20 protein-coding genes and 1 pseudogene are annotated in these 22,873 nt (G+C 71.6%); 10 read left to right on the forward strand and 11 right to left on the reverse strand.

All coding sequences use genetic code 11. The features are described 5' to 3' along the window. Positions 1-65 precede the first annotated feature (65 nt). Together GTW40_RS24940 and GTW40_RS24945 are read left to right on the forward strand one after the other, a co-directional pair. On the forward strand, positions 66-1,376 hold the full coding sequence (locus tag GTW40_RS24940; RefSeq protein WP_161182411.1) for a M18 family aminopeptidase: 1,311 nt from the start codon (positions 66-68) through the stop codon (positions 1,374-1,376). Between the two features lie 67 nt (positions 1,377-1,443). Beyond that, positions 1,444-1,704: a hypothetical protein gene (locus GTW40_RS24945; RefSeq protein ID WP_161182412.1), complete on the forward strand. Its 261-nt coding sequence runs from the start codon at positions 1,444-1,446 to the stop codon at positions 1,702-1,704. Positions 1,705-1,746: 42 nt separating this feature from the next. On the opposite strand, the gene GTW40_RS24950 is transcribed toward GTW40_RS24945, so the two are convergent. The 3 genes from GTW40_RS24950 to GTW40_RS24960 form a co-directional block, all read right to left on the reverse strand. Then, on the reverse strand, positions 1,747-3,567 hold the full coding sequence (locus GTW40_RS24950) for a thioredoxin-like domain-containing protein (protein ID WP_161182413.1): 1,821 nt from the start codon (positions 3,565-3,567) through the stop codon (positions 1,747-1,749). Between the two features lie 104 nt (positions 3,568-3,671). Beyond that, a complete protein-coding gene (locus GTW40_RS24955; protein ID WP_161182414.1) occupies positions 3,672-4,172 on the reverse strand; it encodes an NUDIX hydrolase in 501 nt (166 codons plus the stop codon). 23 nt (positions 4,173-4,195) lie between these two features. Beyond that, positions 4,196-4,591: a cupin domain-containing protein gene (locus GTW40_RS24960; protein WP_161182415.1), complete on the reverse strand. Its 396-nt coding sequence runs from the start codon at positions 4,589-4,591 to the stop codon at positions 4,196-4,198. Between the two features lie 52 nt (positions 4,592-4,643). Between GTW40_RS24960 and GTW40_RS24965 the strand changes: the two genes are divergently transcribed. Both GTW40_RS24965 and GTW40_RS24970 read left to right on the forward strand, forming a co-directional pair. Continuing rightward, a complete protein-coding gene (locus tag GTW40_RS24965; protein ID WP_237525666.1) occupies positions 4,644-5,717 on the forward strand; it encodes a helix-turn-helix domain-containing protein in 1,074 nt (357 codons plus the stop codon). Next, positions 5,714-6,208 (forward strand): LURP-one-related family protein, encoded by a 495-nt coding sequence (locus GTW40_RS24970; protein ID WP_161182416.1) that lies wholly within the window; start codon positions 5,714-5,716, stop codon positions 6,206-6,208. The genes GTW40_RS24965 and GTW40_RS24970 overlap by 4 nt, the downstream gene beginning before the upstream one ends. A gap of 15 nt (positions 6,209-6,223) precedes the next feature. On the opposite strand, the gene GTW40_RS24975 is transcribed toward GTW40_RS24970, so the two are convergent. Beyond that, complete coding sequence (locus GTW40_RS24975) at positions 6,224-7,018, reverse strand: carbon-nitrogen family hydrolase (protein WP_161182417.1); 795 nt, start codon at positions 7,016-7,018, stop codon at positions 6,224-6,226. A 217-nt stretch (positions 7,019-7,235) separates the two neighbouring features. On the opposite strand from GTW40_RS24975, the gene GTW40_RS24980 reads away from it, so the two are divergent. Continuing rightward, positions 7,236-8,060: a maleylpyruvate isomerase family mycothiol-dependent enzyme gene (locus GTW40_RS24980; RefSeq protein ID WP_161182418.1), complete on the forward strand. Its 825-nt coding sequence runs from the start codon at positions 7,236-7,238 to the stop codon at positions 8,058-8,060. Positions 8,061-8,468: 408 nt separating this feature from the next. Here the strand turns inward: GTW40_RS24980 and GTW40_RS24985 are convergent, their stop codons facing one another. Together GTW40_RS24985 and GTW40_RS24990 are read right to left on the reverse strand one after the other, a co-directional pair. Next, complete coding sequence (locus GTW40_RS24985; protein ID WP_237525667.1) at positions 8,469-9,785, reverse strand: MFS transporter; 1,317 nt, start codon at positions 9,783-9,785, stop codon at positions 8,469-8,471. Then, a complete protein-coding gene (locus tag GTW40_RS24990) occupies positions 9,782-10,432 on the reverse strand; it encodes a GntR family transcriptional regulator (RefSeq protein WP_161182419.1) in 651 nt (216 codons plus the stop codon). The genes GTW40_RS24985 and GTW40_RS24990 overlap by 4 nt, the downstream gene beginning before the upstream one ends. Positions 10,433-10,643: 211 nt before the next feature. On the opposite strand from GTW40_RS24990, the gene GTW40_RS24995 reads away from it, so the two are divergent. Further along, entirely contained in the window at positions 10,644-11,540 is an 897-nt protein-coding gene (locus GTW40_RS24995; protein ID WP_161182420.1) for a D-alanyl-D-alanine carboxypeptidase, read from the forward strand. 207 nt (positions 11,541-11,747) lie between these two features. Beyond that, on the forward strand, positions 11,748-12,695 hold the full coding sequence (locus GTW40_RS25000) for a Bro-N domain-containing protein (RefSeq protein WP_161182421.1): 948 nt from the start codon (positions 11,748-11,750) through the stop codon (positions 12,693-12,695). Positions 12,696-12,783: 88 nt separating this feature from the next. Here GTW40_RS25000 and GTW40_RS25005 read toward each other — a convergent pair whose 3' ends face one another. Genes GTW40_RS25005 through pdhA form a run of 3 tightly spaced genes read right to left on the reverse strand, consistent with a single transcriptional unit; the run spans position 12,784 to position 16,382 of the window. After that, entirely contained in the window at positions 12,784-14,181 is a 1,398-nt protein-coding gene (locus GTW40_RS25005) for a dihydrolipoamide acetyltransferase family protein (RefSeq protein ID WP_161182422.1), read from the reverse strand. Between the two features lie 10 nt (positions 14,182-14,191). Next, positions 14,192-15,169 (reverse strand): alpha-ketoacid dehydrogenase subunit beta, encoded by a 978-nt coding sequence (locus GTW40_RS25010; protein ID WP_161182423.1) that lies wholly within the window; start codon positions 15,167-15,169, stop codon positions 14,192-14,194. A 1-nt stretch (position 15,170) separates the two neighbouring features. Continuing rightward, positions 15,171-16,382, reverse strand: a complete 1,212-nt coding sequence (pdhA, locus tag GTW40_RS25015; RefSeq protein WP_161182424.1) for a pyruvate dehydrogenase (acetyl-transferring) E1 component subunit alpha — start codon at positions 16,380-16,382, stop codon at positions 15,171-15,173. Between the two features lie 612 nt (positions 16,383-16,994). Between pdhA and GTW40_RS25020 the strand changes: the two genes are divergently transcribed. Beyond that, positions 16,995-18,011: a phosphotransferase gene (locus GTW40_RS25020; RefSeq protein WP_343245781.1), complete on the forward strand. Its 1,017-nt coding sequence runs from the start codon at positions 16,995-16,997 to the stop codon at positions 18,009-18,011. A 66-nt stretch (positions 18,012-18,077) separates the two neighbouring features. On the opposite strand, the gene GTW40_RS25025 is transcribed toward GTW40_RS25020, so the two are convergent. Beyond that, entirely contained in the window at positions 18,078-19,775 is a 1,698-nt protein-coding gene (locus GTW40_RS25025; protein WP_161182426.1) for a protein kinase, read from the reverse strand. 358 nt (positions 19,776-20,133) lie between these two features. On the opposite strand from GTW40_RS25025, the gene GTW40_RS25030 reads away from it, so the two are divergent. Then, positions 20,134-21,750 (forward strand): Stk1 family PASTA domain-containing Ser/Thr kinase, encoded by a 1,617-nt coding sequence (locus GTW40_RS25030; RefSeq protein ID WP_161182427.1) that lies wholly within the window; start codon positions 20,134-20,136, stop codon positions 21,748-21,750. Between the two features lie 79 nt (positions 21,751-21,829). Here the strand turns inward: GTW40_RS25030 and GTW40_RS25035 are convergent, their stop codons facing one another. Further along, a complete protein-coding gene (locus tag GTW40_RS25035) occupies positions 21,830-22,366 on the reverse strand; it encodes a bacterial proteasome activator family protein (protein WP_161182431.1) in 537 nt (178 codons plus the stop codon). Between the two features lie 278 nt (positions 22,367-22,644). On the opposite strand from GTW40_RS25035, the pseudogene GTW40_RS25040 reads away from it, so the two are divergent. After that, positions 22,645-22,873: pseudogene (locus GTW40_RS25040) on the forward strand (hypothetical protein); the annotation flags it as partial.

Consider the following 22,873-nt stretch of genomic DNA (forward strand, 5'->3'; position numbering starts at 1 on the left):
AACTGCCGCGGGCCCGCTCCCCTCTTGCCGGGAGCGGGCCCGCGCACGTCGTTAAGGTAAACGCCATGAGCGCACCGTCCCGCTTCGACCGCGGCCACACCGACGACCTGATGACCTTCCTCGCGGCAAGTCCGACGCCGTACCACGCCGTGGCGAACGCCGCCGCGCGGCTGGAGAAGGCGGGCTTCCGGCAGGTCGCCGAGACCGACGCCTGGGACACCCCGGCGGGCACCGGCACCGGTGGCCGGTATGTGCTGCGGGGCGGCGCGATCATCGCCTGGTACGTCCCCGAGGGCGCCGAGCCGCACACCCCGTTCCGGATCGTCGGCGCGCACACCGACTCCCCGAGCCTCAGGATCAAGCCGCAGCCGGACAGCGGCGCGCACGGCTTCCGGCAGGTCGCGGTGGAGATCTACGGCGGCCCGCTGATGAACTCCTGGCTCGACCGCGACCTCGGCCTCGCCGGGCGGCTGACCCTGCGCGACGGCTCCACTGTCCTCGTCGACGTGGACCGGCCGCTGCTGCGCGTGCCCCAGCTCGCCATCCACCTGGACCGCACGGTGAGCGCCGACGGCCTCAAGCTCGACAAGCAGCGCCACCTCCAGCCCGTGTGGGGCCTCGGCGACGACGTCCGCGAGGGCGACCTGATCGCCTTCCTGGAGGAGGAGGCCGGTCTTGACGCCGGTTCGGTCACCGGGTGGGACCTGATGACGTACCCCGTCGAGCCGCCCGCCTACCTGGGCCGCGACCGCGAACTGGTCGCCGGGCCCCGCATGGACAACCTGCTCTCCGTGCACGCCGGTACGGCCGCGCTGATCGCCGCCGCGACCTCGGGCGCCCCGCTCCCGCACATCCCGGTGCTGGCCGCCTTCGACCACGAGGAGACCGGCTCGCAGTCCGACACCGGCGCCGACGGCCCGCTGCTCGGCACCGTCCTGGAGCGTTCCGTGCTCGCCCGGGGCGGCACCTTCGAGGACCGCGCCCGCGCCTTCGCCGGGACCGTGTGCCTCTCCTCCGACACCGGCCACGCCGTGCACCCCAACTACGCGGAGCGGCACGACCCGACGCACCACCCGCGCCTCAACGGCGGCCCGATCCTCAAGGTGAACGTCAACAACCGCTACGCCACGGACGGTTCGGGGCGCGCCCTGTTCGCCGCCGCCTGCGAGCGCGCCGGAGTGCCGTACCAGACCTTCGTCTCGCACAACTCGATGCCCTGCGGCACCACCATCGGACCGATCACCGCGGCCCGGCACGGGATCACCACGGTCGACATCGGCGTGGCGATCCTGTCCATGCACAGCGTGCGCGAACTGTGCGGCGCCGACGACCCGTTCCTCCTCGCGAACGCCCTCGCGGCGTTCCTGGAGGGCTAGTTGGGCTGATGCCGGGTACCCGAGCGGGACCGGAGATTCCGGAACCGTGAAGGGGAGGCGAGTCCTCATGGGTCTCGGAGGCTGCATCATCCTGATCGCCGTGGGCGCGATCCTCACGTTCGCCACCGACTGGCACATGAACGGGGTCAACCTCGACCTGGTCGGCGTCATCTTCATGGCCACCGGCCTGATCGGGCTGGCCACGTTCAGCGGGATCGCCCGCCGCAGGCGCGTGGTGGTGCCCCCGACGACCCCGGTCGTCGAGGAGGAACCGCATCACCACCACCACGCGCACCGCGACGGGTACAACGACGGCTACGGCGTCTGAGCGGCCGGGACTTGAGGAGTCCCGGCCCCAACTCGGCTGTTCCTAGCGCTCGTCCATCCCGGCGAGGACCAACGGCAGCCGGTCCGCGCCCGCTTCGGTGAGGCGGACCGGGACGCCCCAGTCCTGCTGGTGGACATGGCAGGCCGGGTACTCGTTGGCCGGGTCGTCGTCGCAGGACGCGGCCATCGCCGAGACGTGCAGGATGCCCTCGGTGACGGCCGGGTTCAGCTCCAGCTCGCGGCTCAGGTCCGTGTCCGCGCCCTCGCCCTTGAGCAGCAGCTCGGGCGGGGTGGAGGAGACGAGCAGGCGGGTCGAGGGGCCGTAGCGCAGGTCGAGCTTCTGGCCCGCCGGGGCCTGGAAGATCACGTCCAGGAGCAGCCGGCCGGGAGCCACCTCGGTCGCGGCGCGCTGGGTGCGGTGGGCGACCGCCTCCACCCGGACCGCCTCCTCGGGCAGCCGCAGCCGGGTCAGCCGGTGCCGGGCCGACTCGACGACCACGATGTCCTCGCCCACCAGCACGGCGTCGCTCGGCTCGCGCAGATCGGTCGCCAGCGTGGTGACCTCGCCGGTCGCGGGGTCGAAGCGGCGCAGGGCGTGGTTGTAGGTGTCGGAGACGGCGACCGAGCCGTCCGGGAGCGCGGTGACGCCCAACGGGTGCTGGAACAGGGCCTGTTCGGCGGCACCGTCACGGTGTCCGAAGTCGAAGAGGCCGGTGCCGACCGCCGTGTGCACATGGCCTTCGAGGTCCACCCAGCGCAGCGCGGAGTTCTCGGAGTCCGCCAGCCAGAGCCGGTCCTCGGTCGCGGCGAGACCGGAGGGCTGCGCGAACCAGGCCTCGGTGCCGGGGCCGTCGACCAGGCCCTCGTTGGTGGTACCGGCCGCGACCTCGACGGTGCCCGCCGCCGGGTCGTACGTCCACAGCTGGTGGACGCCCGCCATGGCGATCCACACCTTGCCGCCGAAGACGGCGACGTCCCACGGGGAGGACAGCGCGGTCTCGCGGGCCGGGCCCGAGGTCGGGTTGCTCTGCATCCACTGCTTGCCGGTGCCCGCCAGGGTGGTCACCTCGCCGGTGGCGAGGTCGAGGCGGCGCAGGGCGTGGTTCACGGTGTCGGCGACGACCACCGCGCCGTCGTCCAGGAGCGCGAGGCCCTGGGGCTCGTTGAAGGACGCCTGCTCGGCACCGCCGTCCGCCAGACCCCGGTCGCCGGAGCCGATGCGGCGCACGACGGTCTCGCCGTCCTGCTCCAGCTCGACCAGCTGGTGCCGGGTGGTGTCGCTGACCAGGAAGTTCCCGGAGGGCAGCAGCAGCACCTTGCCGGGGAAGCGGAGGACGGTCGGCTCGGGCTCGGGCGCCACGTACGGGCCGTCGCCCCGGCGCAGGGTGCCCTTGGCCTCGTGCTCGGCCTCCAGCTCCTCGACCAGCTTCTCGATCGCGTGCGCGTGGCCCTCACCGGCGTGCTGCGCGACGACGTACCCCTCGGGGTCGATCACCACGAGCGTCGGCCAGGCGCGCACCGCGTACTGCTTCCAGGTGGCCAGCTCCGGGTCGTCGAGCACCGGGTGCTCCACGCCGTACCGCTCCACCGCGTCCACCACGGCCTGGTGCTCGGCCTCGTGGACGAACTTCGGCGAGTGCACGCCGATGATCACCACGGTGTCCCGGTGCCGCTCCTCCAGCTCGCGCAGCTCGTCCAGGACGTGCAGGCAGTTGATGCAGCAGAAGGTCCAGAAGTCCAGGACGACGATGCGTCCACGCAGGTCGGCGAGGGTGTACTGCTGGTCGCCCGTGTTCAGCCAGCCACCCTTGCCGATCAGCTCGGGGGCGCGGACACGGGTACGACGAGGTGCGGAGTCGGTCATGTGTCAAGGGTGCCACTCGCGTGCGAACACCCCGTAACCGCCGTACGACGTCACGCTCGGCGCGCGGCCGGTCACCGGCGGGCGGGGTCCGGGCGCGCGGCCGGTCACCAGCGGGCGAGCAGGGTCTCCTCGCCGCCCCGGTAGCGGTACATCCAGGTGCTCCCCGGTGCGGCCGCCCCGCTCAGGTAGGCGACGACCGGGTCCCGCTGCACGGGGCTGTCCAGGGCGCCGAGCAGCTCCAGGGCCTCGGCCAGGGGGAAGAAGGCGGCCCGCTCGATGTCGCTGTCCTCCGGCGCGACCTCCCCCTCCCACCGGTCGATCTCGAAGGCGACGGCCAGTGCGGAGGGGTGGCTCTCGGAGTCGATGTGCAGGAGGAAGGCGGTGCGCACCGGGTCGTCCACCAGGAGCCCGGTCTCCTCGCGCAGCTCGCGCCGGAGCGCCTCGTGCATCAGCTCGCCGTCCTCGACCCCGCCGCCGGGCAGCGACCAGAGCGCTTCGCCGTGGGCGCCGAGAGCCTCCCTTACAAGCAGCACCTCCTCGCCCCGGCGGACGATGCCGATGGCGAGCTGCACCCGGGGCGCCGGGGCCTTCGACTCCGCTGTCATACAGCCGACCGTACGGGACGGGGTCAGTCCAGCGCGTGGCCCGTCGTCGCGTCCACGTGGTCCGGGATCTCCTCGTGCCGGTCGCCGACGCTGAGCGTGCCGGTGGGTTCGAGGACCAGGATCTCGGTGGGGACGGGGGCGTACGGCTTGTGCTCGGTGCCGCGCGGGACGGTGAAGACGGAGCCCTTCGGCAGCTTCACCGTGCGCTCACCGGCGGGCTCGCGCAGGGAGATGTGCAGCTCGCCGGAGAGCACGAGGAAGAACTCGTCGGTGTCGTCGTGCGCGTGCCAGAGGTGTTCGCCCTCCACCTTGGCGACGCGGACGTCGTAGTCGTTGACCGACGTGACGATGCGCGGGCTCCACTGGTCGGAGAAGGAGGCGAGGACCGTCTCCAGGGACTGGGGTTCGCTGGTTGCCATGGCTCCATGCTGCGGGCGCGCGCCGGGGTCGCACGAGTGCTAGAAATCGCACATGGCGCAAGAATCCTGTCAGCCGGTAGGGCCGCCGCGTCCCCATCGGGTCGCCGTGATCGTGGACGAGGGCACCAACCCCTTCGAGATGGGCGTCGCCACCGAACTGTTCGGCCTGCCCCGCCCGGAGCTGGGGCTGCCGGGGCCGCTGTACGAGGTCACGCTGTGCACGCCCACCCCCGAGGTGCGGATGAACCACGGCTTCTTCACGCTGGCCGGGGTGCCGGGCCTGGAGGCGGCGGCCGAGGCGGACACCCTGATCGTGCCGGGGCGCCCGGACAACGTGGTCCCGCGCCGCCCCGCCGTCCTGGACGCCATCCGCGACGCGCACGCGCGCGGCACCCGCGTCGTCAGCTTCTGCACCGGCACCTTCGCTCTCGCGGAGGCGGGCCTGCTGGACGGCCGCCGGGCCACCACCCACTGGCGCTGGGTGGACACCTTCCGGGACCTGCACCCGAAGGTCCTGCTGGAGCCGGACGTGCTCTACGTGGACGACGGTGACGTGCTCACCGCGTCCGGCAGCGCCGCCGCGCTCGACCTCGGGCTGCACATCTGGCGCGCCGACCACGGCGCCGAGATCGCCAACGCCGTCTCCCGCCGCCTGGTCTTCGCCGCCCACCGCGACGGCGGACAGCGGCAGTTCGTGGAGCGCCCGCTGCCCGAGATCCCCGACGGCTCGCTCGGCCCACTGCTGGCCTGGGCGCAGGAACGGCTCGGCGACCCCCTGACGGTGGCGGACCTGGCCGCCCGCGCGGCCCTCTCCCCGGCCACCCTGCACCGCCGCTTCCGTACGCGGCTGGGCACGACCCCGCTGGCCTGGCTCACCGGCGAGCGGGTGGCGCTGGCCTGCCGGCTGATCGAGCGGGGCGAGCTGCGCCTGGACGTGGTGGCGGCGCGCAGCGGCCTCGGTACGGCGGCCAATCTGCGGGCCCGGCTGCGGCGCGAGACGGGGCTGAGCCCGTCGGAGTACCGCAGGCGCTTCGGTCCGCCGGACGGAACGGTGCGGACTGGCGGGGCGGTGAGGGCGGACGGGGCGGTGAGGAACGGCCCCCGCCGGGGAACCGGTCCCTCATGAGATTCCTCGTACGCGACCGCGTCTTCGGCATCGGTGACGACTACTGGATCGAGGACGACCAGGGCCGCAAGGTCTACCTCGTCGACGGCAAGGCCCTCCGGCTGCGCGACACCTTCGAGCTGAAGGACGCCCAGGGCCGCGTCCTGATCGACATCCACAAGAAGATGTTCGCCCTGCGCGACACCATGGTGATCGAACGGGACGGCGAGGGCCTGGCCACCGTCAAGCGCAAGCACTTCTCCCTGCTGCGCAACCACTACCGCGTCCACCTGACCGACGGCACCGAACTCGACGTCAGCGGCAAGATCCTCGACCGCGAGTTCGCGATCGAGTACGACGGCGAACTCCTCGCCGTGATCTCCCGCCGTCTGCTGACGGTGCGGGAGACCTACGGCGTGGACGTCGTACGGGACGACGCGGACCCGGCGCTCCTGATCGCGGTGGCGGTCTGTGTGATCCACCTGGCGGAGAAGGAGCGGGAGGACGGGTAACGCGCGAAGGGGCTTTCAGCGGCGTGGGGGTTCCAGGCCGAGCACCCGGTCCTTGAGGGCGGGGAACTGCTCGCGGGTCTCGGCGACCTTCGCGGGGTCGAACTCGACCGTGAGGACCTCTTCGTCCGCGCCCGCCTCGGCCAGCACCTCGCCCCACGGATCGACCACGATCGAGTGACCCGCCTGCGGAACTCCGGCGTGCGTACCGGCCGTTCCACAGGCGAGCACGAACGCCTGGTTCTCGACCGCCCGCGCCTGAGCCAGCAGCGTCCAGTGCGCGCGCCGCCGTTCGGGCCAGCCCGCCGGGAGCACCAGGGTCTCGGCACCGGCGGCGGTCAGGGAGCGGAAGAGTTCGGGGAAGCGGAGGTCGTAGCAGGTGCCGAGGCCGAGCGTGGTGTCCGGCAGCCGGACCGTGACCAGGTCGCTGCCCGCGCCCATCAGCACGGCCTCGCCCTGGTCGAAGCCGAAGCGGTGGATCTTGCGGTAGGCGGCGGCCAGGTCGCCGGAGGGGGAGAAGACGAGCGAGGTGTTGTAGAGGGTGCCGTCGGGGTCGCGTTCCGGGATCGACCCGGCGTGCAGCCACACGCCCGCGTCGGCGGCGGCCTTGGCCATCGCCTCGTGGGTGGGGCCCTCCAGCGGCTCGGACTCGGTCCCGAAGTCCTCGTAGGCGAAGGCGCCGGTGGTCCACAGTTCGGGCAGGACCACGAGGTCCGCACCGGCCTGCTCGCGCACCAGTGCGACCGCGCGTTGTCGCCGGTCAGCCACTGATTCACGGTCGTCCACGGCGATCTGGATCAGCGAGGCGCGCACACTACCACCGTCCTGGCATTCGAGTCGTTCCCACGGGCCTACGATCGTCACACGAAAGCACTGCCTGGGGGCCTCGGGGCAGCGTAACTTGGGGGTCTCCCCCGCTCGAGCGAAGCCGAGAGCGGAGGAGTCCCCAGACACCACCGAGTGCAGCCGCCGCCCGCCGGCAAGCCGTTCGATCCTGCCCGTGTACCGACCGCCGAGGGGTTCCCGTTCCGTGAGTCTGCATCCCACCCTCCAGCCCTACGCCGATGCCTGGACCCACTCCGTCGACGCGATATCCGAGCTGGTCAACCCCCTTGTCGAGGGGGAGTGGAACCGGCGCACGCCCTGCCCCGGCTGGTCGGTGCGGGACGTGGTCTCGCACGTCATCGGCCTGGACTGCGAGATGCTCGGCGACCCCCGGCCGATCCACGCGCTGCCCCGCGACCTCTTCCACGTCACCAACGAGCAGCAGCGGTACATGGAGATGCAGGTCGACGTACGCCGCCATCACACGGCGCCCGAGATGACGTCCGAGCTGGAGTACACGATCATCCGGCGCAACCGCCAGCTGCGCAACGAGTCCCGTGAGCCGGGCACGCTGGTGCGCGGGCCGTTCGGCAAGGAGATCACCCTCGAAGAGGCCATGCGGCGGCGGGCGTTCGACGTCTGGGTGCACGAGCAGGACCTGCGCACCGCCCTCGGCCGTCCCGGCAACCTCGACTCCCCGGGTGCCCACGTCACCCGCGACGTGCTCCTCCTCGCGCTCCCCAAGGTCGTCGCCAAGAACGCGGACGCGCCCCGCAGTTCGGCCATCGTCTTCGACGTCCACGGTCCCATCGAGTTCCTGCGCACCATCCGCGTCGACATCCAGGGTCGCGGCACCCTCGAAACCGCCCCCGCCCTCGGCCCCGCCGCCTCCTTCACCCTCGACTGGGAGACCTACTTCAGGCTCGCCTGCGGCCGGGTGACCCCGGAGTCGGTCACGGACCGGGTGAAGACGGAGGGCGACCCGGAACTGGTGTCGGCGATACTGCGGAACTTCACCATCACGCCGTAGCCTCCGGCGGTTCGGCGGGGGCGTCGTCGAGGTGGTGCGGTGGAGCTGCCTCGGCGCTGCGGTGCTCCTGCGGTGCGGGCCAACGGGGCGGCCGCTGCCGCGGGTGGGACGCCCCCTTCCCCAGACAGTCACCCCGGCGCCGCAGGCCGGTGCGACGGGTGCTCGCCCGCCGGGGCGGAAGCCCCGTGCGCCGACTACCGGGGCCCTATCACGTGCCCCCGGTACCGGCGGCCGCCCCACCCCGTCACGCCCCCGCGTACGGCCGGACCCACCCCGTCGTCACGCCCCCCCCGTGGGCGGGATCGGCTCCACGCACCAAACCCGCCCCCTCGCCCCTCACCTCGCTGGTACCACCGGCACGGGCCGCATCCCGCACCCTGTCACACCGCCCGCAGCCGACCCCACCCCTCACGCCGCAGGCACATGCACCGTTTCCACCCGGCTCGCCACCAGCCGCTCCCGTTCACGCCGAGCCGCGCGACCCCGCAGGCGGAGGATCTGGACGATGCCGACGGCCTGGAGGACGAAGACCGCGGAGAAGGCGACGGCGTAGTCGTCGCCGGTGGCGTCCAGGAGGACGCCGATCGCGAACAGGGTCGTCATGGAGGCGACGAAGCCGCCCATGTTGGTGATGCCGGAGGCGGTGCCCTGGCGCTCGGGCGGGTTGGCGGGGCGGGCGAAGTCGAAGCCGAGCATGGAGGCGGGACCGCAGGCGCCGAGGACCACGCAGAGGACGAGGAGCAGCGCCAGGGGGGCGTGGTCGCCGGGCCAGGCGAGGGTGAGCGCCCAGAACAGGGCGGTCGCGGCGACCGTGCCGAGGGCCAGCGGCAGCCGGGCCGCGTGGTGCCGGGCGACGATCTGGCCGTAGACGAGGCCGACGACCATGTTGGACAGGACGACCAGCGTGAGGAGTTCACCGGCGGCGGCCCGGCCGAGCCCCTGCGCCTCGACCAGGAACGGCAGCCCCCACAGCAGCAGGAACACCATCGCCGGGAACTGGGTGGTGAAGTGCACCCACATGCCGAGCCGGGTGCCGGGCTCCCGCCAGGACTCGGCGATCTGACGGCGGACGTAGGCGGCGCCCCGGTGCGGGGACGGCTCCGGCTCGTGGCCCTCGGGGTGGTCCTTGAGGAACAGCAGCGTCAGGACCAGGACGACCACACCCGCGAGCGCGCTGCCCGCGAACGCCGGGGTCCAGCCGAGCCCGTGCAGCAGCCGGGCGAGGACCAGGGTGGAGACGAGGTTGCCCGCCATGCCCGCCAGCGCCGCGAGCTGGGCGATCATCGGGCCGCGTCGCGCCGGGAACCACCGGGTGCCCAGCCGGAGCACGCTGATGAAGGTCATCGCGTCGCCGCAGCCGAGCAGCGCGCGGGAGGCGAGGGCGGTGCCGTAGGAGGGGGAGAAGGCGAAGCCGAGCTGACCGGCGGTGAAGAGGACGGCGCCGATGGCCAGCACCTTCTTGGTGCCGAGGCGGTCGACCAGGAGGCCGACGGGTATCTGCATCCCCGCGTACACCAGCAGCTGGAGGATCGAGAACGTCGACAGCTGCGAGGCGCCGACGTGGAAGCGGTCGGCCGCGTCCAGGCCCGCGACGCCGAGCGAGGTGCGGAAGATGACGGCGACGAAGTAGACGGCGACGCCGGTGCACCACACGGCGACCGCGCGCCGGCCGCCCGGCGGATCGCCCGGCAGGACACGGCCCATCTCATCCGCCCGCGCGCTCATCGCACCTCCCCGCGCGCCAGGTGGGAGAACCAGCCCACGTGCCGGTGCACGACCTCGACGGCCGCCTCGGCGTCGCCGGAGCGCAGCGCGTCCAGGATCTCCGCGTGCTCGGCGAGGGTCTTGGCGATGCGGTCCGGGTGGGAGTGCATGACGGCGACGCCCATCCTCAACTGCCGGTCGCGCAACTGGTCGTAGAGGCGGGAGAGGATCTCGTTCCCCCCGCTGCGGACGATCTCGGCATGGAAGCGGCGGTCGGTGACGGCGGCGCCTGCGAAGTCACCGGCGGCGGCCTGCTCCCGCTGCCGCTCCAGCAGTTCGGTCAGCCGCTCCACCAGCGCGGGCGGGGCGGGTACGGCCTTACGGGCGGAGTGCTCCTCGACGAGCAGCCGGGTCTCCACCACGTCCGCGATCTCCTGCGCGGAGACCGGCAGCACCAGGGCGCCCTTCTTCGGGTACAGCCGCAGCAGCCCCTCGGCCTCCAGGCGCAGCAGGGCCTCGCGGACGGGCGTGCGCGAAACGCCCACCGCCTCGGCCAGTTCGCCCTCGGTGAGAAGGGTGCCGCCCTCGTAACTGCGGTCGAGGACACCTTGTTTGACGTGGGCGTAGACGCGTTCCGCGGCGGGTGGCTGCCTGGTGGCCGTTTGCATGGCCACAGGATAGATACAACAGGTGTCCGTCGGGGAGTGCCGTCCATGATGCGGACCGGGCCGCGACTCCCGTAAAGACGGCGGAAAAAATCCCTCCGCACCCCGCAACCATCCACCCCTCAGGGGTGTCACACACGTGCGGCCCCACTTTTATGCCACCTCAACCAGGCCGCTTTTCACAGGGCATTCAAGACAATCGAGGTATTTCGCTTTGATTACCGGCATCAAGGGCTCCCGCCTCCGCAAGGCCGCCGCCGTCGCCGTGACGTCCGGCGCCCTGCTCACCACCGGCGCCCTCACCGCGGTCCCCGCGCAGGCCGTGACCGCGCCCTCGATCGTGGCCGCGGGCGGCTACGTGATGAACAACTCGACGGGCGCGTCGCTCTACACGAAGGCTGCGGACACCCGGCGTTCCACCGGTTCGACCACCAAGATCATGACCGCCAAGGTCGTGCTGGCGCAGCCGAACCTCAACCTGGACGCCAAGGTCGTGATCCCGAAGGGCGCCAGCGACTACATCGTCGCCAACAACGGCTCCTCCGCCGGCCTCATCGTCGGCGACAAGGTCACCGTCCGTCAGCTGCTGTACGGCCTGATGCTGCCGTCCGGCTGCGACGCGGCCTACGTCCTCGCGGACAAGTTCGGCGCGGGCACCACCCACACCGCCCGGGTGAACTCCTTCCTCGGCAAGATGAACTCCGCCGCGAAGAGCCTGGGTCTGAAGAACACGCACTTCGACTCCTTCGACGGCATCGGCCGGGGTTCCAACTACTCGACGCCGCGCGACCTGACGAAGATCGCCAGCAGCGCGATGAAGAACGCCACGTTCCGCACGATCGTCAAGACCAAGTCGTACACGGCCAAGACGGTCACCAAGACCGGCAGCACGCGCACGATGAAGGCGTGGACCAACACGAACACGCTGCTCAACAACTACAGCGGCACCATCGGCGTGAAGACCGGCTCCGGCCCCGAGGCCAAGTACTGCCTGGTCTTCGCCGCCACCCGCAACGGCAAGACGGTCATCGGCACGGTCCTCGCCTCGACGTCGGTCACCCAGCGCGAGACGGACGCCAAGAAGCTCCTGAACTACGGCTTCGCCAAGTAGTCCGCCCCACAAACCGGGGGAAGAGGCCCGCCACAGCCAACTCGGCCGCGGCGGGCCTCTGGCATATGCAGACGCTTCCCACTAGCACACCGGGCCAGGCCGAAACCCGGGAATTACGCCGTCTTCCCTCGCAATCGTGAACATCCCGTCCCCCAACTGGCATATGCGAATTCCTCCGCCCTACGTTCCGGCTCGGAGGTGACGCACATGAACGAACCCAGCAACCGCCCCGACGCGTCCGCACCCCACGAGGCCATCGACATCAGCGACTTCGTCTACGCGGCGACCGGAGAGCGCGTACGGAGGCTGACGATGCCGGACGGGAGCCATTGGTTTCCGGCAGTGGATGTGTGCCGGCAACTGGGCCACACGAACGCCCGCAAAGCTCTTTCGGACCATGTCCCCGAGGCCCATCGAGAGACGATCGAGAGCGTAACTGGGGGTTACGCTCTCAGCGTTCCCGCAGGTAGACAGTGGCGCCGAGACATGAATCTGATCGACCTCCAAGGTCTGATTCTCCTCGTCAACGCCTGCACCAAACCCGCCTGCGCCCCCTTCAAGGAGTGGGTCGCGGAAGTGATCGAGACCGTACAGCGAGAGGGTTCGTACTCTCTCGAAGAGGCCGAGGTACAGCCGACCGCTCCCGGCTCCCCCATCGCCTACGCGATGCCGGACCAGGTCGCGGAGGCCATCGTCCGCCTGGAGGCGCACAACCTCCAGTTGGACGCGGAGTTGGCGGGCGCACAGCGTGAATCACTGGCGCTGCAAAGGGAGATGCTCGCCACGCAGCACGCCACGCTGACGGCGCAACAGGCCATCGCCGAGGCGATGGGCCGGATCGCGGACCGGCTCGACGGCCTGACCCTCACCCGCACCACTGTCCCCGCCCGCCACACCACCACCGCCACCGTCCTGGCCGACTGGCGCGATCGGTTGTCCGTGACGGAAGACGTCTGGACCGTGGCGGTCGTCATCGCCCCGGTCCTGGTCGAAAAGGGAGAACTCCGCGAGCCCCTCGAATCCCTCGCGGCTCGCACGGGGTTGACGGTCCGTCGGGTCAACGAATGCCTGCGCATGCTCCACAAACACGCCTGCATCCGCTCTCGTGGAGGAGCGGAGAACGGGGCGCCGGTGTACGTGCTCCCTACGGTCTGAGCGTGCCGCTCACTGTGGGCAGTTGAGAAATGCTGAGACCGTAAGCACAGCTTACGGTCTCAGCATTTCCGCAGGTCAGAAGGGCACACTATGCCCAGGTCATCAACCGCTTCGGCTGTTCCAGGATCGCCGCCACGTCCGCCAGGAACTTGGAACCCAGTTCGCCGTCGACCAGGCGGTGGTCGAAGGAGAGTGCCAGCGTGGTGACCTGGCGGGGCTTGATCTTGCCCTTGTGGACCCAGGGCTGGAGCTTGATCGCGCCGACCGCGAGGATCGCGGACTCGCCCGGGTTGAGGATGGGCGTGCCGGTGTCGACGCCGAAGACGCCGACGTTGGTGATGGTGATCGTGCCGCCCTGCATGGCCGCAGGGGAGGTCTTGCCCTCGCGGGCCGTCGTCACCAGGTCGCCCAGCGCTTCGGAGAGCTGCGGGAGCGTCTTGGACTGCGCGTCCTTGATGTTCGGCACGATCAGACCGCGCGGGGTGGCCGCGGCGATGCCCAGGTTGACGTAGTGCTTGAGCACGATCTCCTGGGCGGCCTCGTCCCAGGACGCGTTGATGTCCGGGTTGCGCCGGATCGCCACCAGGATCGCCTTGGCGATCAGCAGCAGCGGGTTGACCCGCAGCCCCGCGAACTCCTTGTCCTGCTTGAGTTCCTCGACCAGCTTCATCGTCCGCGTCACGTCCACCGTCACGAACTCCGTGACGTGCGGCGCCGTGAACGCCGAGCCGATCATCGCCTGCGCGGTCGCCTTGCGGACCCCCTTGACCGGGATACGGGTCTCGCGGGACGTGTCGTACGTCGGCACCGGCGCCGGCACCACAGCGGGAGCCGTCGGCGCCTCGGTCACGGGCTCCGCCGGGGCCACCGCCGCGTGTACGTCCTCGCGGGTGATGATCCCGTCCGGGCCGGACGGCGTCACCGTGGCGAGGTCGACGCCCAGGTCCTTGGCCAGCTTGCGCACCGGCGGCTTGGCCAGCGGGCGCTCCTTCACGGGGGCGGGCGCGGGCGCGGCCGTACCGTGGCCGTTCAGCTCGGACTGCACCGCCTGCGCGGCCGCGGACACCGTCACCTCGGGGCCCTTGCGCGGGCGCCGCTTGGTGGAGGACGCCGCCACGCCGTACCCGACGAGCACCGGCTGGCGCTTCTGCGGCTCGGCCTCCTCCTCGACGGCGGCGGCCGGAGCAGCGGCCACCTCGGGCTCGGCGACCGCGGGCACCTCGCCGCCCGACACGTCCACCGCGATGATCGACATACCCACGTCGACCGTCGTCCCCTCGGGGAAGCGCAGCTCGCGCACCACCCCGTCGTAGGGGATGGGGAGTTCGACAGCCGCCTTGGCGGTCTCGACCTCGCACACCACCTGGCCGTCGGTGACCTTGTCGCCCACCTGCACGTACCACTTGAGGATCTCGGCCTCGGTGAGCCCCTCGCCCACGTCCGGCATCTTGAACTCGCGCACGGAAGCTTCCGTCATCGTCGTCACGAAACCTTCCTCAGTACGCCAGGGCGCGGTCGACGGCGTCGAGCACCCGGTCCAGGCTCGGCAGGTACTCCTCCTCCAGGCGGGCCGGCGGGTACGGGGCGTGGTAGCCGCCGACCCGGAGCACCGGGGCCTCCAGGTGGTAGAAGCAGCGCTCGGTGATGCGCGCGGCGATCTCCGCGCCGGAGCCGAAGAACACCGGCGCCTCGTGGACGACCACCAGGCGGCGGGTCTTCTCCACCGAGGTCTGGATCGCGTCGAAGTCCAGCGGGGACACCGAGCGCAGGTCCAGGACCTCCAGGGACTTGCCCTCCTCGGCGGCCGCCGCGGCGACCTCCTGGCAGAGCTTGACCATCGGGCCGTACGCGGCCAGCGTCAGATCGGTGCCCTCGCGGACCACGCGGGCCTTGTGCAGCGGGGCCGGGATCGCCTCGAAGTCGACCTCGCCCTTGTCCCAGTAGCGCCGCTTGGGCTCGAAGTAGATCACCGGGTCGTCGCTCTGGATGGCCTGCTGCATCATCCAGTAGGCGTCCGACGCGTTGGACGGGCTGACGATCTTCAGACCGGCCACGTGCGCGAACAGCGCCTCGGGGGACTCCGAGTGGTGCTCGACCGCGCCGATGCCGCCGCCGTAGGGGATGCGCACGACGACGGGCATCTTGACCTTGCCCAGCGAGCGCGCGTGCATCTTCGCCAGCTGCGTGACGATCTGGTCGTACGCCGGGAAGACGAATCCGTCGAACTGGATCTCCACCACCGGGCGGTAGCCGCGCAGGGCCAGGCCGATCGCGGTGCCGACGATGCCGGACTCGGCCAGCGGGGTGTCGATGACCCGGCTCTCGCCGAAGTCCTTCTGGAGACCGTCGGTCACCCGGAACACGCCGCCGAGCTTGCCGACGTCCTCACCCATCACCAGGACCTTGGGGTCCTCGTCCAGGGCGCGCCGCAGCGACTCGTTGATCGCCTTGGCCAGAGCCATCTTCTCGGCCATCTCAGTTGCCCCCCTCTACGTCCGCGAACGACGCCTGGTAGGCGGCGAACTGGGCGCGCTCCTCGTCGACGAGCGCGTGCCCGTCCGCGTACACGTTCTCGAAAATGGCGAACCGGTCCGGGTCGGGCATGGCACGGACCGCTTCGCGCACTCGTTTGCCCAACGCCTCGGACTCGGCCTCCAGTTCCGCGAAGAATCCCTCGTCCGTGTGGTTTGCGGCCTCCAGGTACCGGCGCAGGCGCAGGATCGGGTCCTTCGCCTCCCAGGCCTGGCGCTCCTCGTCGCCCCGGTAGCGGGTGGGGTCGTCGGAGGTGGTGTGGGCGCCCATCCGGTAGGTGAACGCCTCGACCAGGGTCGGGCCCTCGCCGTCGCGGGCGCGCTCCAGCGCCCAGCGGGTCACGGCGAGGCAGGCCAGCACGTCGTTGCCGTCCACGCGGACACCGGGGAAGCCGTAGCCCTGCGCGCGCTGGTAGAGCGGGACGCGGGTCTGCTTCTCGGTGGGCTCGGAGATCGCCCACTGGTTGTTCTGGCAGAAGAACACGACGGGAGCGTTGTAGACCGCGGAGAACGTGAAGGACTCCGCCACGTCGCCCTGGCTGGAGGCGCCGTCGCCGAAGTAGGCGATGACGGCCGAGTCCGCGCCGTCCTTGGCGACGCCCATGGCGTAGCCGGTGGCGTGCAGCGTCTGCGAGCCGATGACGATCGTGTACAGGTGGAAGTTGTTGCCGTTGGGGTCCCAGCCGCCGTTGTTCACCCCGCGGAACATGCCGAGCAGGTTGGTGGGATCGACCCCGCGGCACCAGGCGACGCCGTGCTCGCGGTAGGTCGGGAAGACGTAGTCGTCCTCGCGGGTGGCGCGCCCCGAACCGATCTGGGCGGCCTCCTGGCCGAGCAGCGAGGCCCACAGGCCCAGCTCGCCCTGGCGCTGCAGGGCGGTGGCCTCGGCGTCGAAGCGGCGGGTGAGCACCATGTCGCGGTAGAGACCGCGCAGCTCCTCGGCGGTGATGCCGTCGACGTACGCGTCGAACTCGGCGTTCGCCACGCGCTCGCCCTCGGGCGTCAGCAGCTGCACCAGCTCGGGCTCGGTGCTCTTCCTCGCGGCGGTGCGGGTGGTGCGCCTGGTCCCGGTGGCTGCGGCGCTGCCGCCGGTCTTCCCGGTCTTGCCTGCGGCGCCGCGTCGCGGCTTGCGCGCGGCACTGCTGTCCACGGTCACGTGTGCTCCTCCGTCGTTCCGGCTCCCGGGGTTGCCGGTGAGCCTGAGGTCCCCCTTGCTCGGTCGGAGCCGGGGGGAGCGGCCACCTGTTCACGTCCACCGGGCACGGGGTGGGTGCCACTCGGCCGGGAACAGGCGTGACAGGTGCCCCGGCGAGCGCCCTGCGACATTTACGTTACCCAGTGCTCCACATTTCTGTGAAACCCCACCTGACCTGCGATTTTGCTTGGATATCCAAGTAAATCGACAGAGTCCGGAAGTTCCCTGGTCACAGCCTTGCAGGAGGCCGGAGCAACGGCACGTTATCCCGCGCACCCAGGTCACGGGAAGACTCCGGGCACGAGTGCGCACGGGCGTGGCGCGGGGCGTGGCACCGGGTGTCGCGCGGATTCGGCACCGGGTGTCACGCAGGTTCGGCACAGGTGCGGAGCGGGTTTGGCGGGCGCTTTTCGGAATTCCCCGGGAACCGCGCGAAAACCGCCCCGGAGTTCACGGCGGTACATCGTGTGACCGAATGCGATCGGCGGCGACTGCCTGTGACAAGGCCCAGCTCACGGCTGCTTTTCGTGCCCTAGCATCTGCCGCGTGCAGCGCCTTTGTGTACCACCCCTCGTGCCCCACGCGCCCCCACTTGGCGCCTTGTTACGCCTTTACGGAGCCGGTACGGCCCTCGCCTGCGAACCGGTCGACCAGGGGCTGCTCAACCGGGGGTACCGGGTGCGCACCACCCGGGGCCACTACTTCCTCAAGCACCACTTCGACCCGGACACCGCCGACCCCGCCGCCATCGAGCGCCGCCACCGGGCCACCGGGCGGCTGGCCGCGGTCGGGGTGCCGGTCGCCCAGCCGCTGACCCACAGCGAGGGCCGCACGGTCGCCGTGATCGGCGGCCACGCGTACGCCCTGCACCCCTGGATCGACGGCGGCCACCGGCACGGCGGCCAGCTCACGCGCGCCCAGAGCGCACGCCTGGGCGCACTCCTCGGCGCCGTGCACGCCTGTCTGGAGCGCGTGATGCCGCCCAAGGGACGCACCCGCCCGGCGACGAGCCCGCATCCCGTGGAGAGCGCCGACCCGGCCGACACCCACGCCCTCATCGACGACCTGCTCTGCCACGTCAGCCGCCACCGGCCCGCCGACGCCTTCGACGAACTGGCAAGGCACCGGCTGCTGGAACGTCGTGACCTGCTGGAACAGCACGCGGGACGGCGTCCGCCGCGCGGCGGTCCGGTGGGCTGGGTGCACGGCGACTTCCACCCGTTCAACCTGCTCTACGTCGACGACGCCCCGGCCGCCATCGTCGACTGGGACCGGCTCGGGGTGCAGCCACGTGCCGAGGAGGCGGTCCGCGCCGCCGCGATCTTCTTCCTGCGGCCCGCGGGCACGCTGGACCTGCCGAAGGTCAGGGCGTACGCCCGCACGTACCGGCGCGCGGCCCGCGCCACGCCCTCGGAGCTGGCGGCGGCCGTGCACCGGGTGTGGTGGGAGCGCCTGAACGACTTCTGGATGCTGCGCTGGCACTACGAGCGCGGTGACACCCGCGCCGACTGCCAGTTCCCGGCCGCCTCCGCCCTCGTGGCGTGGTGGACCCGCGAGTACGAGGCGGTCTGCGACGCCTTCACGGGCTGAGCGGCGTCCGGTTCCGGCGGCCCGGCCCCGTCACTGGGATGTCGTGGGGGCCGGGGCCGACGGCCTTCAAGTCCCGTCGCCGCCCGCGCTGCCCTCGGTCGTGGTGCCCGTGGTGCCGCCGGTCGTCGGCGCACCGTCGGTGGTGCCGGTCGTACCGGTCTGACCGGTACCGCCGTCGGTCGAGGTACCGCTCTGGCCCGTGCCGCCGGCCGCCGTGCCCTGGCTCCCGCCGCTGTCGGTGCCGCCGCCGCTGCCGGTGGTCGTGCCCTCGTCGGTACCGCCCGTCGTGCCCTGGTCGGTGCCGCCATCCGTGGTGTCCGTGGGATCGTCCGTCGGGCCCGAGGTGGTGGGCTGGGTCTGGGTGTACGACGGTTTCCGGTAGCCGCCGCCGCTGTAGCCGCCCGAGCCGCCGCCCTGCGTGCCCGTGTTCTGCTCGGGCGCCTCGGTGGTGTTGTCGTCGGGGGTCTCGGTGACCTTGTCGTCCTGGTCCTGGGTCTGGGACTGGCTCGGCGACTGCTTGTCCTTCGGCGTGTCCTTCCCGCCCGAGTTGTTCAGCGCGAGCGCGACACCGGCCACCACCGCGACCACCGCGAGCGCGGCCAGCAGCCACAGCTTGCCGCGGCCGCTGCCCCGGTTGCCGCCGCCCTCGAAGCCGCCGTCGTCGCCGCGGCCGTAACCGCCGGGCAGGATCGGCTGCGGGATCTGCGTGGTGCCGCCGCCGTACCCGCCGGCCTGGTGCATCACCGTGGTGCCCGCGAAGCCGCCGGGCGGGGTGTGCCGGGCCTCGGGGGCGTCGACCGGGCCGGTGTTCCAGGTGCCGGTGTGGCTGCCCTGGTCGTACAGCATCTGCAGGCCGTACTGGATCAGGCCGCGCATCTCCTCGGCCGTCTGGAACCGGTCGTCGGGCTCCTTGGCGAGCGAGCGCATGACCAGGCCGTCCAGCTCCGGCGGGGCACCGGCGGCGACCTGCGAGGGCGGCACCGGCATGTCCTGGACGTGCTGGTAGACCACCGAGAGCGGGGTCTCACCGGTGAACGGGGGCCGCAGTGCGAGGAGTTCGTAGAGCAGGCAGCCGGTCGCGTACAGGTCGGAGCGGTGGTCGACGGCCTTGCCGAGCGCCTGCTCCGGGGAGAGGTACTGGGGGGTGCCCATGACCATGCCGGTCTGGGTCATCGTCGACTGCGCGCCGTGCAGGGCGCGCGCGATGCCGAAGTCCATCACCTTGACCGCGCCGTTGTCGGTGATGATGACGTTGGCGGGCTTGATGTCGCGGTGCACGATGCCGTGCTGGTGCGAGTAGGCGAGCGCGTCCAGCACCCCGGAGACGATGATCAGGGCCTGCTCGGGGCCCGGCGCCTCGGCGTCGATCAGCAGATCGCGGATGGTGCGGCCCTCGACCAGCTCCATGACGATGTACGGCACGGCCTGGCCGTTCACCTCGTCCTCGCCGGAGTCGTACACGGCGACGATGGAGTGGTGGTTGAGTCCGGCGACCGACTGGGCCTCACGCGTGAAGCGCGCCTTGGACACCGGGTCCTCGGCGAGGTCCGCGCGGAGCAGCTTGACCGCGACGGTGCGGCCCAGGCGGATGTCCTCGGCCGCGAACACCTCGGCCATGCCGCCCCGGCCGAGCCGGTGCGTCAGCCGGTAGCGGCCGTCGCCGACGAGTCCGGCGTTGCCCCACGCCTCCGGCGCGTCCGACATGCCGCCCGTGACCACCTCGGGGTCGTCGGACGGGCCCTGGGCGCCGTGCGTCTGTGCCATCGGTCCTCGCCGTCGTTTCTGCCCGCGTTTCAAGCGGTGTTGTTACGGTCTCCGTCGGCCACGCTACAGCCTTCGAGGTGACCGCCGGTCCCGATCCGGGACCGGGGCCGACCCGAGACGGACCGGCCATGAAACCGGTACCCCACACCCTCGTGCAAATTCCGTGCGACCTCCGTACACCTGCTGTAACGCTTCCGCGACGCTTCCTTCGCGTACGGTCACGGAACGGGCACCGAGCTTGACGTGTCACCGCCCTGGGGCAGACTTGGCCGGGAATGACACATTCGATCAAGGCAGGTACGCGCACGGCGCGTTCGCTCTGCGGCGGCCCGCGAAGGCCAGTGGGGGACACGGAGAGATGAGCCAGGACGGCGCACAGGGCCGGTACTCGGGGCGGGCGCTCGCCGGTGGCCGCTACCAGTTGCGCGACCTGCTCGGCGAGGGCGGCATGGCCGCCGTGCACCTGGCCTACGACGCGGTACTCGACCGTCAGGTCGCGGTCAAGACCCTGCACACCGAACTCGGCCGCGAACAGGCCTTCCGCGAACGGTTCCGCCGCGAGGCCCAGGCCGTGGCCAAGCTCACGCACACCAATATCGTCTCCGTCTTCGACACCGGCGAGGACGAAGCGGACGGTATGCCGTACATCGTCATGGAATACGTCGAGGGCCGCCCCCTCGGCTCCGTCCTGGCCGAGGACGTACGGCAGTTGGGCGCGATGCCCGCCGACAGGGCGCTGCGGATCACCGCCGACGTGCTCGCGGCGCTGGAGATCAGCCACGAGAAGGGCCTGGTCCACCGCGACATCAAGCCGGGCAACGTGATGGTGACCCCGCGCGGCGTGGTCAAGGTGATGGACTTCGGCATCGCGCGGGCGATGCAGTCCGGCGTCACCTCCATGACCCAGACCGGCATGGTCGTCGGCACCCCCCAGTACCTCTCCCCCGAACAGGCCCTCGGCCGCGGCGTGGACGCCCGCTCCGACCTCTACTCGGTCGGCATCATGCTGTTCCAACTGGTCACCGGACGCCTGCCGTTCGACGCGGACTCCCCGCTGGCCATCGCGTACGCGCATGTGCAGGAGGAGCCGGTCGCGCCCTCCTCGATCAACCGCGCGCTGCCCCCGGCGGTGGACGCGCTGGTCGCCCGCGCGCTGAGGAAGAACCCCAACGAGCGCTTCCCGACCGCCGAGGCGATGCGCGAGGAGTGCCTGCGCGTGGCGGCCTCGCTCCAGCAGGCGGCGCCGAGCATCGTGCCGGGCGCCGGTCCCGTGCAGAGCGGCGCGGGCGTCGGCTCGACCGTGTTCCCGCCCGTCGACCAGACCCGCCCGGTCCCGCAGGGCGGCGCCGTCCAGCAGCCGTACCAGCCGGCCGTGCCCGTCGCGCCGGTCGCGCCGGTCGCGCCGCAGAACCCGTACGGCACCCCGTCCTACGGGTATCCGCAGCAGGGTGGCTACCCGACCACGCCGGTGGGGTACGGACAGCCCGGGTTCGGCACGGGTGCCCCGGGCCCGTCGGCTCCCCCGGCCTCCGGCCGGAGCAACAAGGCCGTGGTCGTCGCCTCGGTCGCCGTGGCCCTCGTCGCGGTCGCCGGGCTTCTCGTCGCGCTGTCCCTGCGGGGCGGCGGCGACGAGAACCACGGGAAGGGCGGCGGCAGCGCCTCCCCCTCCGCCCCCCGGCACGCGGCGGGCTACCGGGGGCCCGACACCAGCAAGACGATCGACAAGACCGAGTGCACCGAGCCGGACGAGTCGTACAACGACCCGGACAAGGTGCGGCTCCCGGACTTCCGCTACAAGTACGTGAAGTCCGTCAAGGAGTGCGCGCGGGCCGCGGGCTGGCGGGTGAAGGAAGTCCACGTCGACGAGAACACCTACGGCGACGGGGCCGTCACCGATCAGTTCCCCAAGCCCGACACCGACGTCGACCCCAAGGACGTGGAGATCCAGATCAACGTGTCCACGGGCAACCCGTGACCGTACTGCGCTGAAAAGGGCCCGGCGGCATGTCCGCCGGGCCCTTCTCCGTGTGGTCCTCGTGGGTCCTGACCCCGCTCTACAGGTACGGCCCGCCCGAGCGGCCGCCCATGTGCTCGTCGTCGCCCTCCGGGGACATGCCCGGCGGCAGCGCGCGGCGCATCTGCTCCAGCTGGGCCCGGGCGGCCATCTGCTGGGCGAACAGCGTGGTCTGGATGCCGTGGAACAGGCCCTCCAGCCAGCCCACCAGCTGGGCCTGTGCGATCCGCAGCTCCGCGTCGCTCGGGACGACCTCGTCCGTGAAGGGCAGCGAGAGCCGCTCCAGCTCCTCGACCAGCTCCGGCGCGAGCCCGTCCTCCAGCTCCTTGACCGAGCTGGCGTGGATCTCCTTGAGCCGTACCCGGCTGGCCTCGTCGAGGGGAGCCGCGCGCACCTCCTCCAGGAGCTGCTTGATCATGCTGCCGATCCGCATGACCTTCGCGGGCTGCTCCACCTGCTCCGTCACGGGGATCTCGCGGGAGCCCTCGTCCCCGCCGCCTCCGAGCGCCGTGCCGTCCTGGCCCACGACGAGGATCTGGGGATTTTCCGGCGACCGTTCGTTCCTCGGCATCTCCATGCCGTCATTGTCTCGCACGGCCCCACCTCATCACCGCCGCGCCCCCTCGCGCCGCCGCTCTCCCGGTCCGGGCCGCCGTAGACGGGGTGACTGGCCGCCGTACGGCGCGGTGACGGAGCGGCCGTACGACGCGGTCAAGGAGCGGCCGTAGACCTGACGGCCCATCCCGAAATGCCCGCGGTGGCGCCGAATGTGAGGCTGGATTCCGTCGGTTTTCCGCCGGTCACGGCATCGGGTACGCCGCCGGACACGGCACTGGGTTCCGGGAGGTCACCGACGTGACTCCAAGGCTGCGACTTCTGCTCCGCCTCGTGCGGCTGCTGCTCGTCCTCACGGCGGCGGCCGTGCCCGCGGGCGGCACGGTGATGGCGTTCGGCGCCGCGTCCGCCCCGCCGGGCTTCCCCGCGCCACCCGGCGCCTCCGCCTCCGCCACGCCGTCCGCCTCGCGCGTCACCGTGTCCCCCGCCGCGCGGACCCGGCCGTCCGGCTCCGCCTCGCCCACCGCCA

This window comes from Streptomyces sp. SID4985 (assembly GCF_009863025.1).
In the GTDB taxonomy this organism is placed as follows: domain Bacteria; phylum Actinomycetota; class Actinomycetes; order Streptomycetales; family Streptomycetaceae; genus Streptomyces.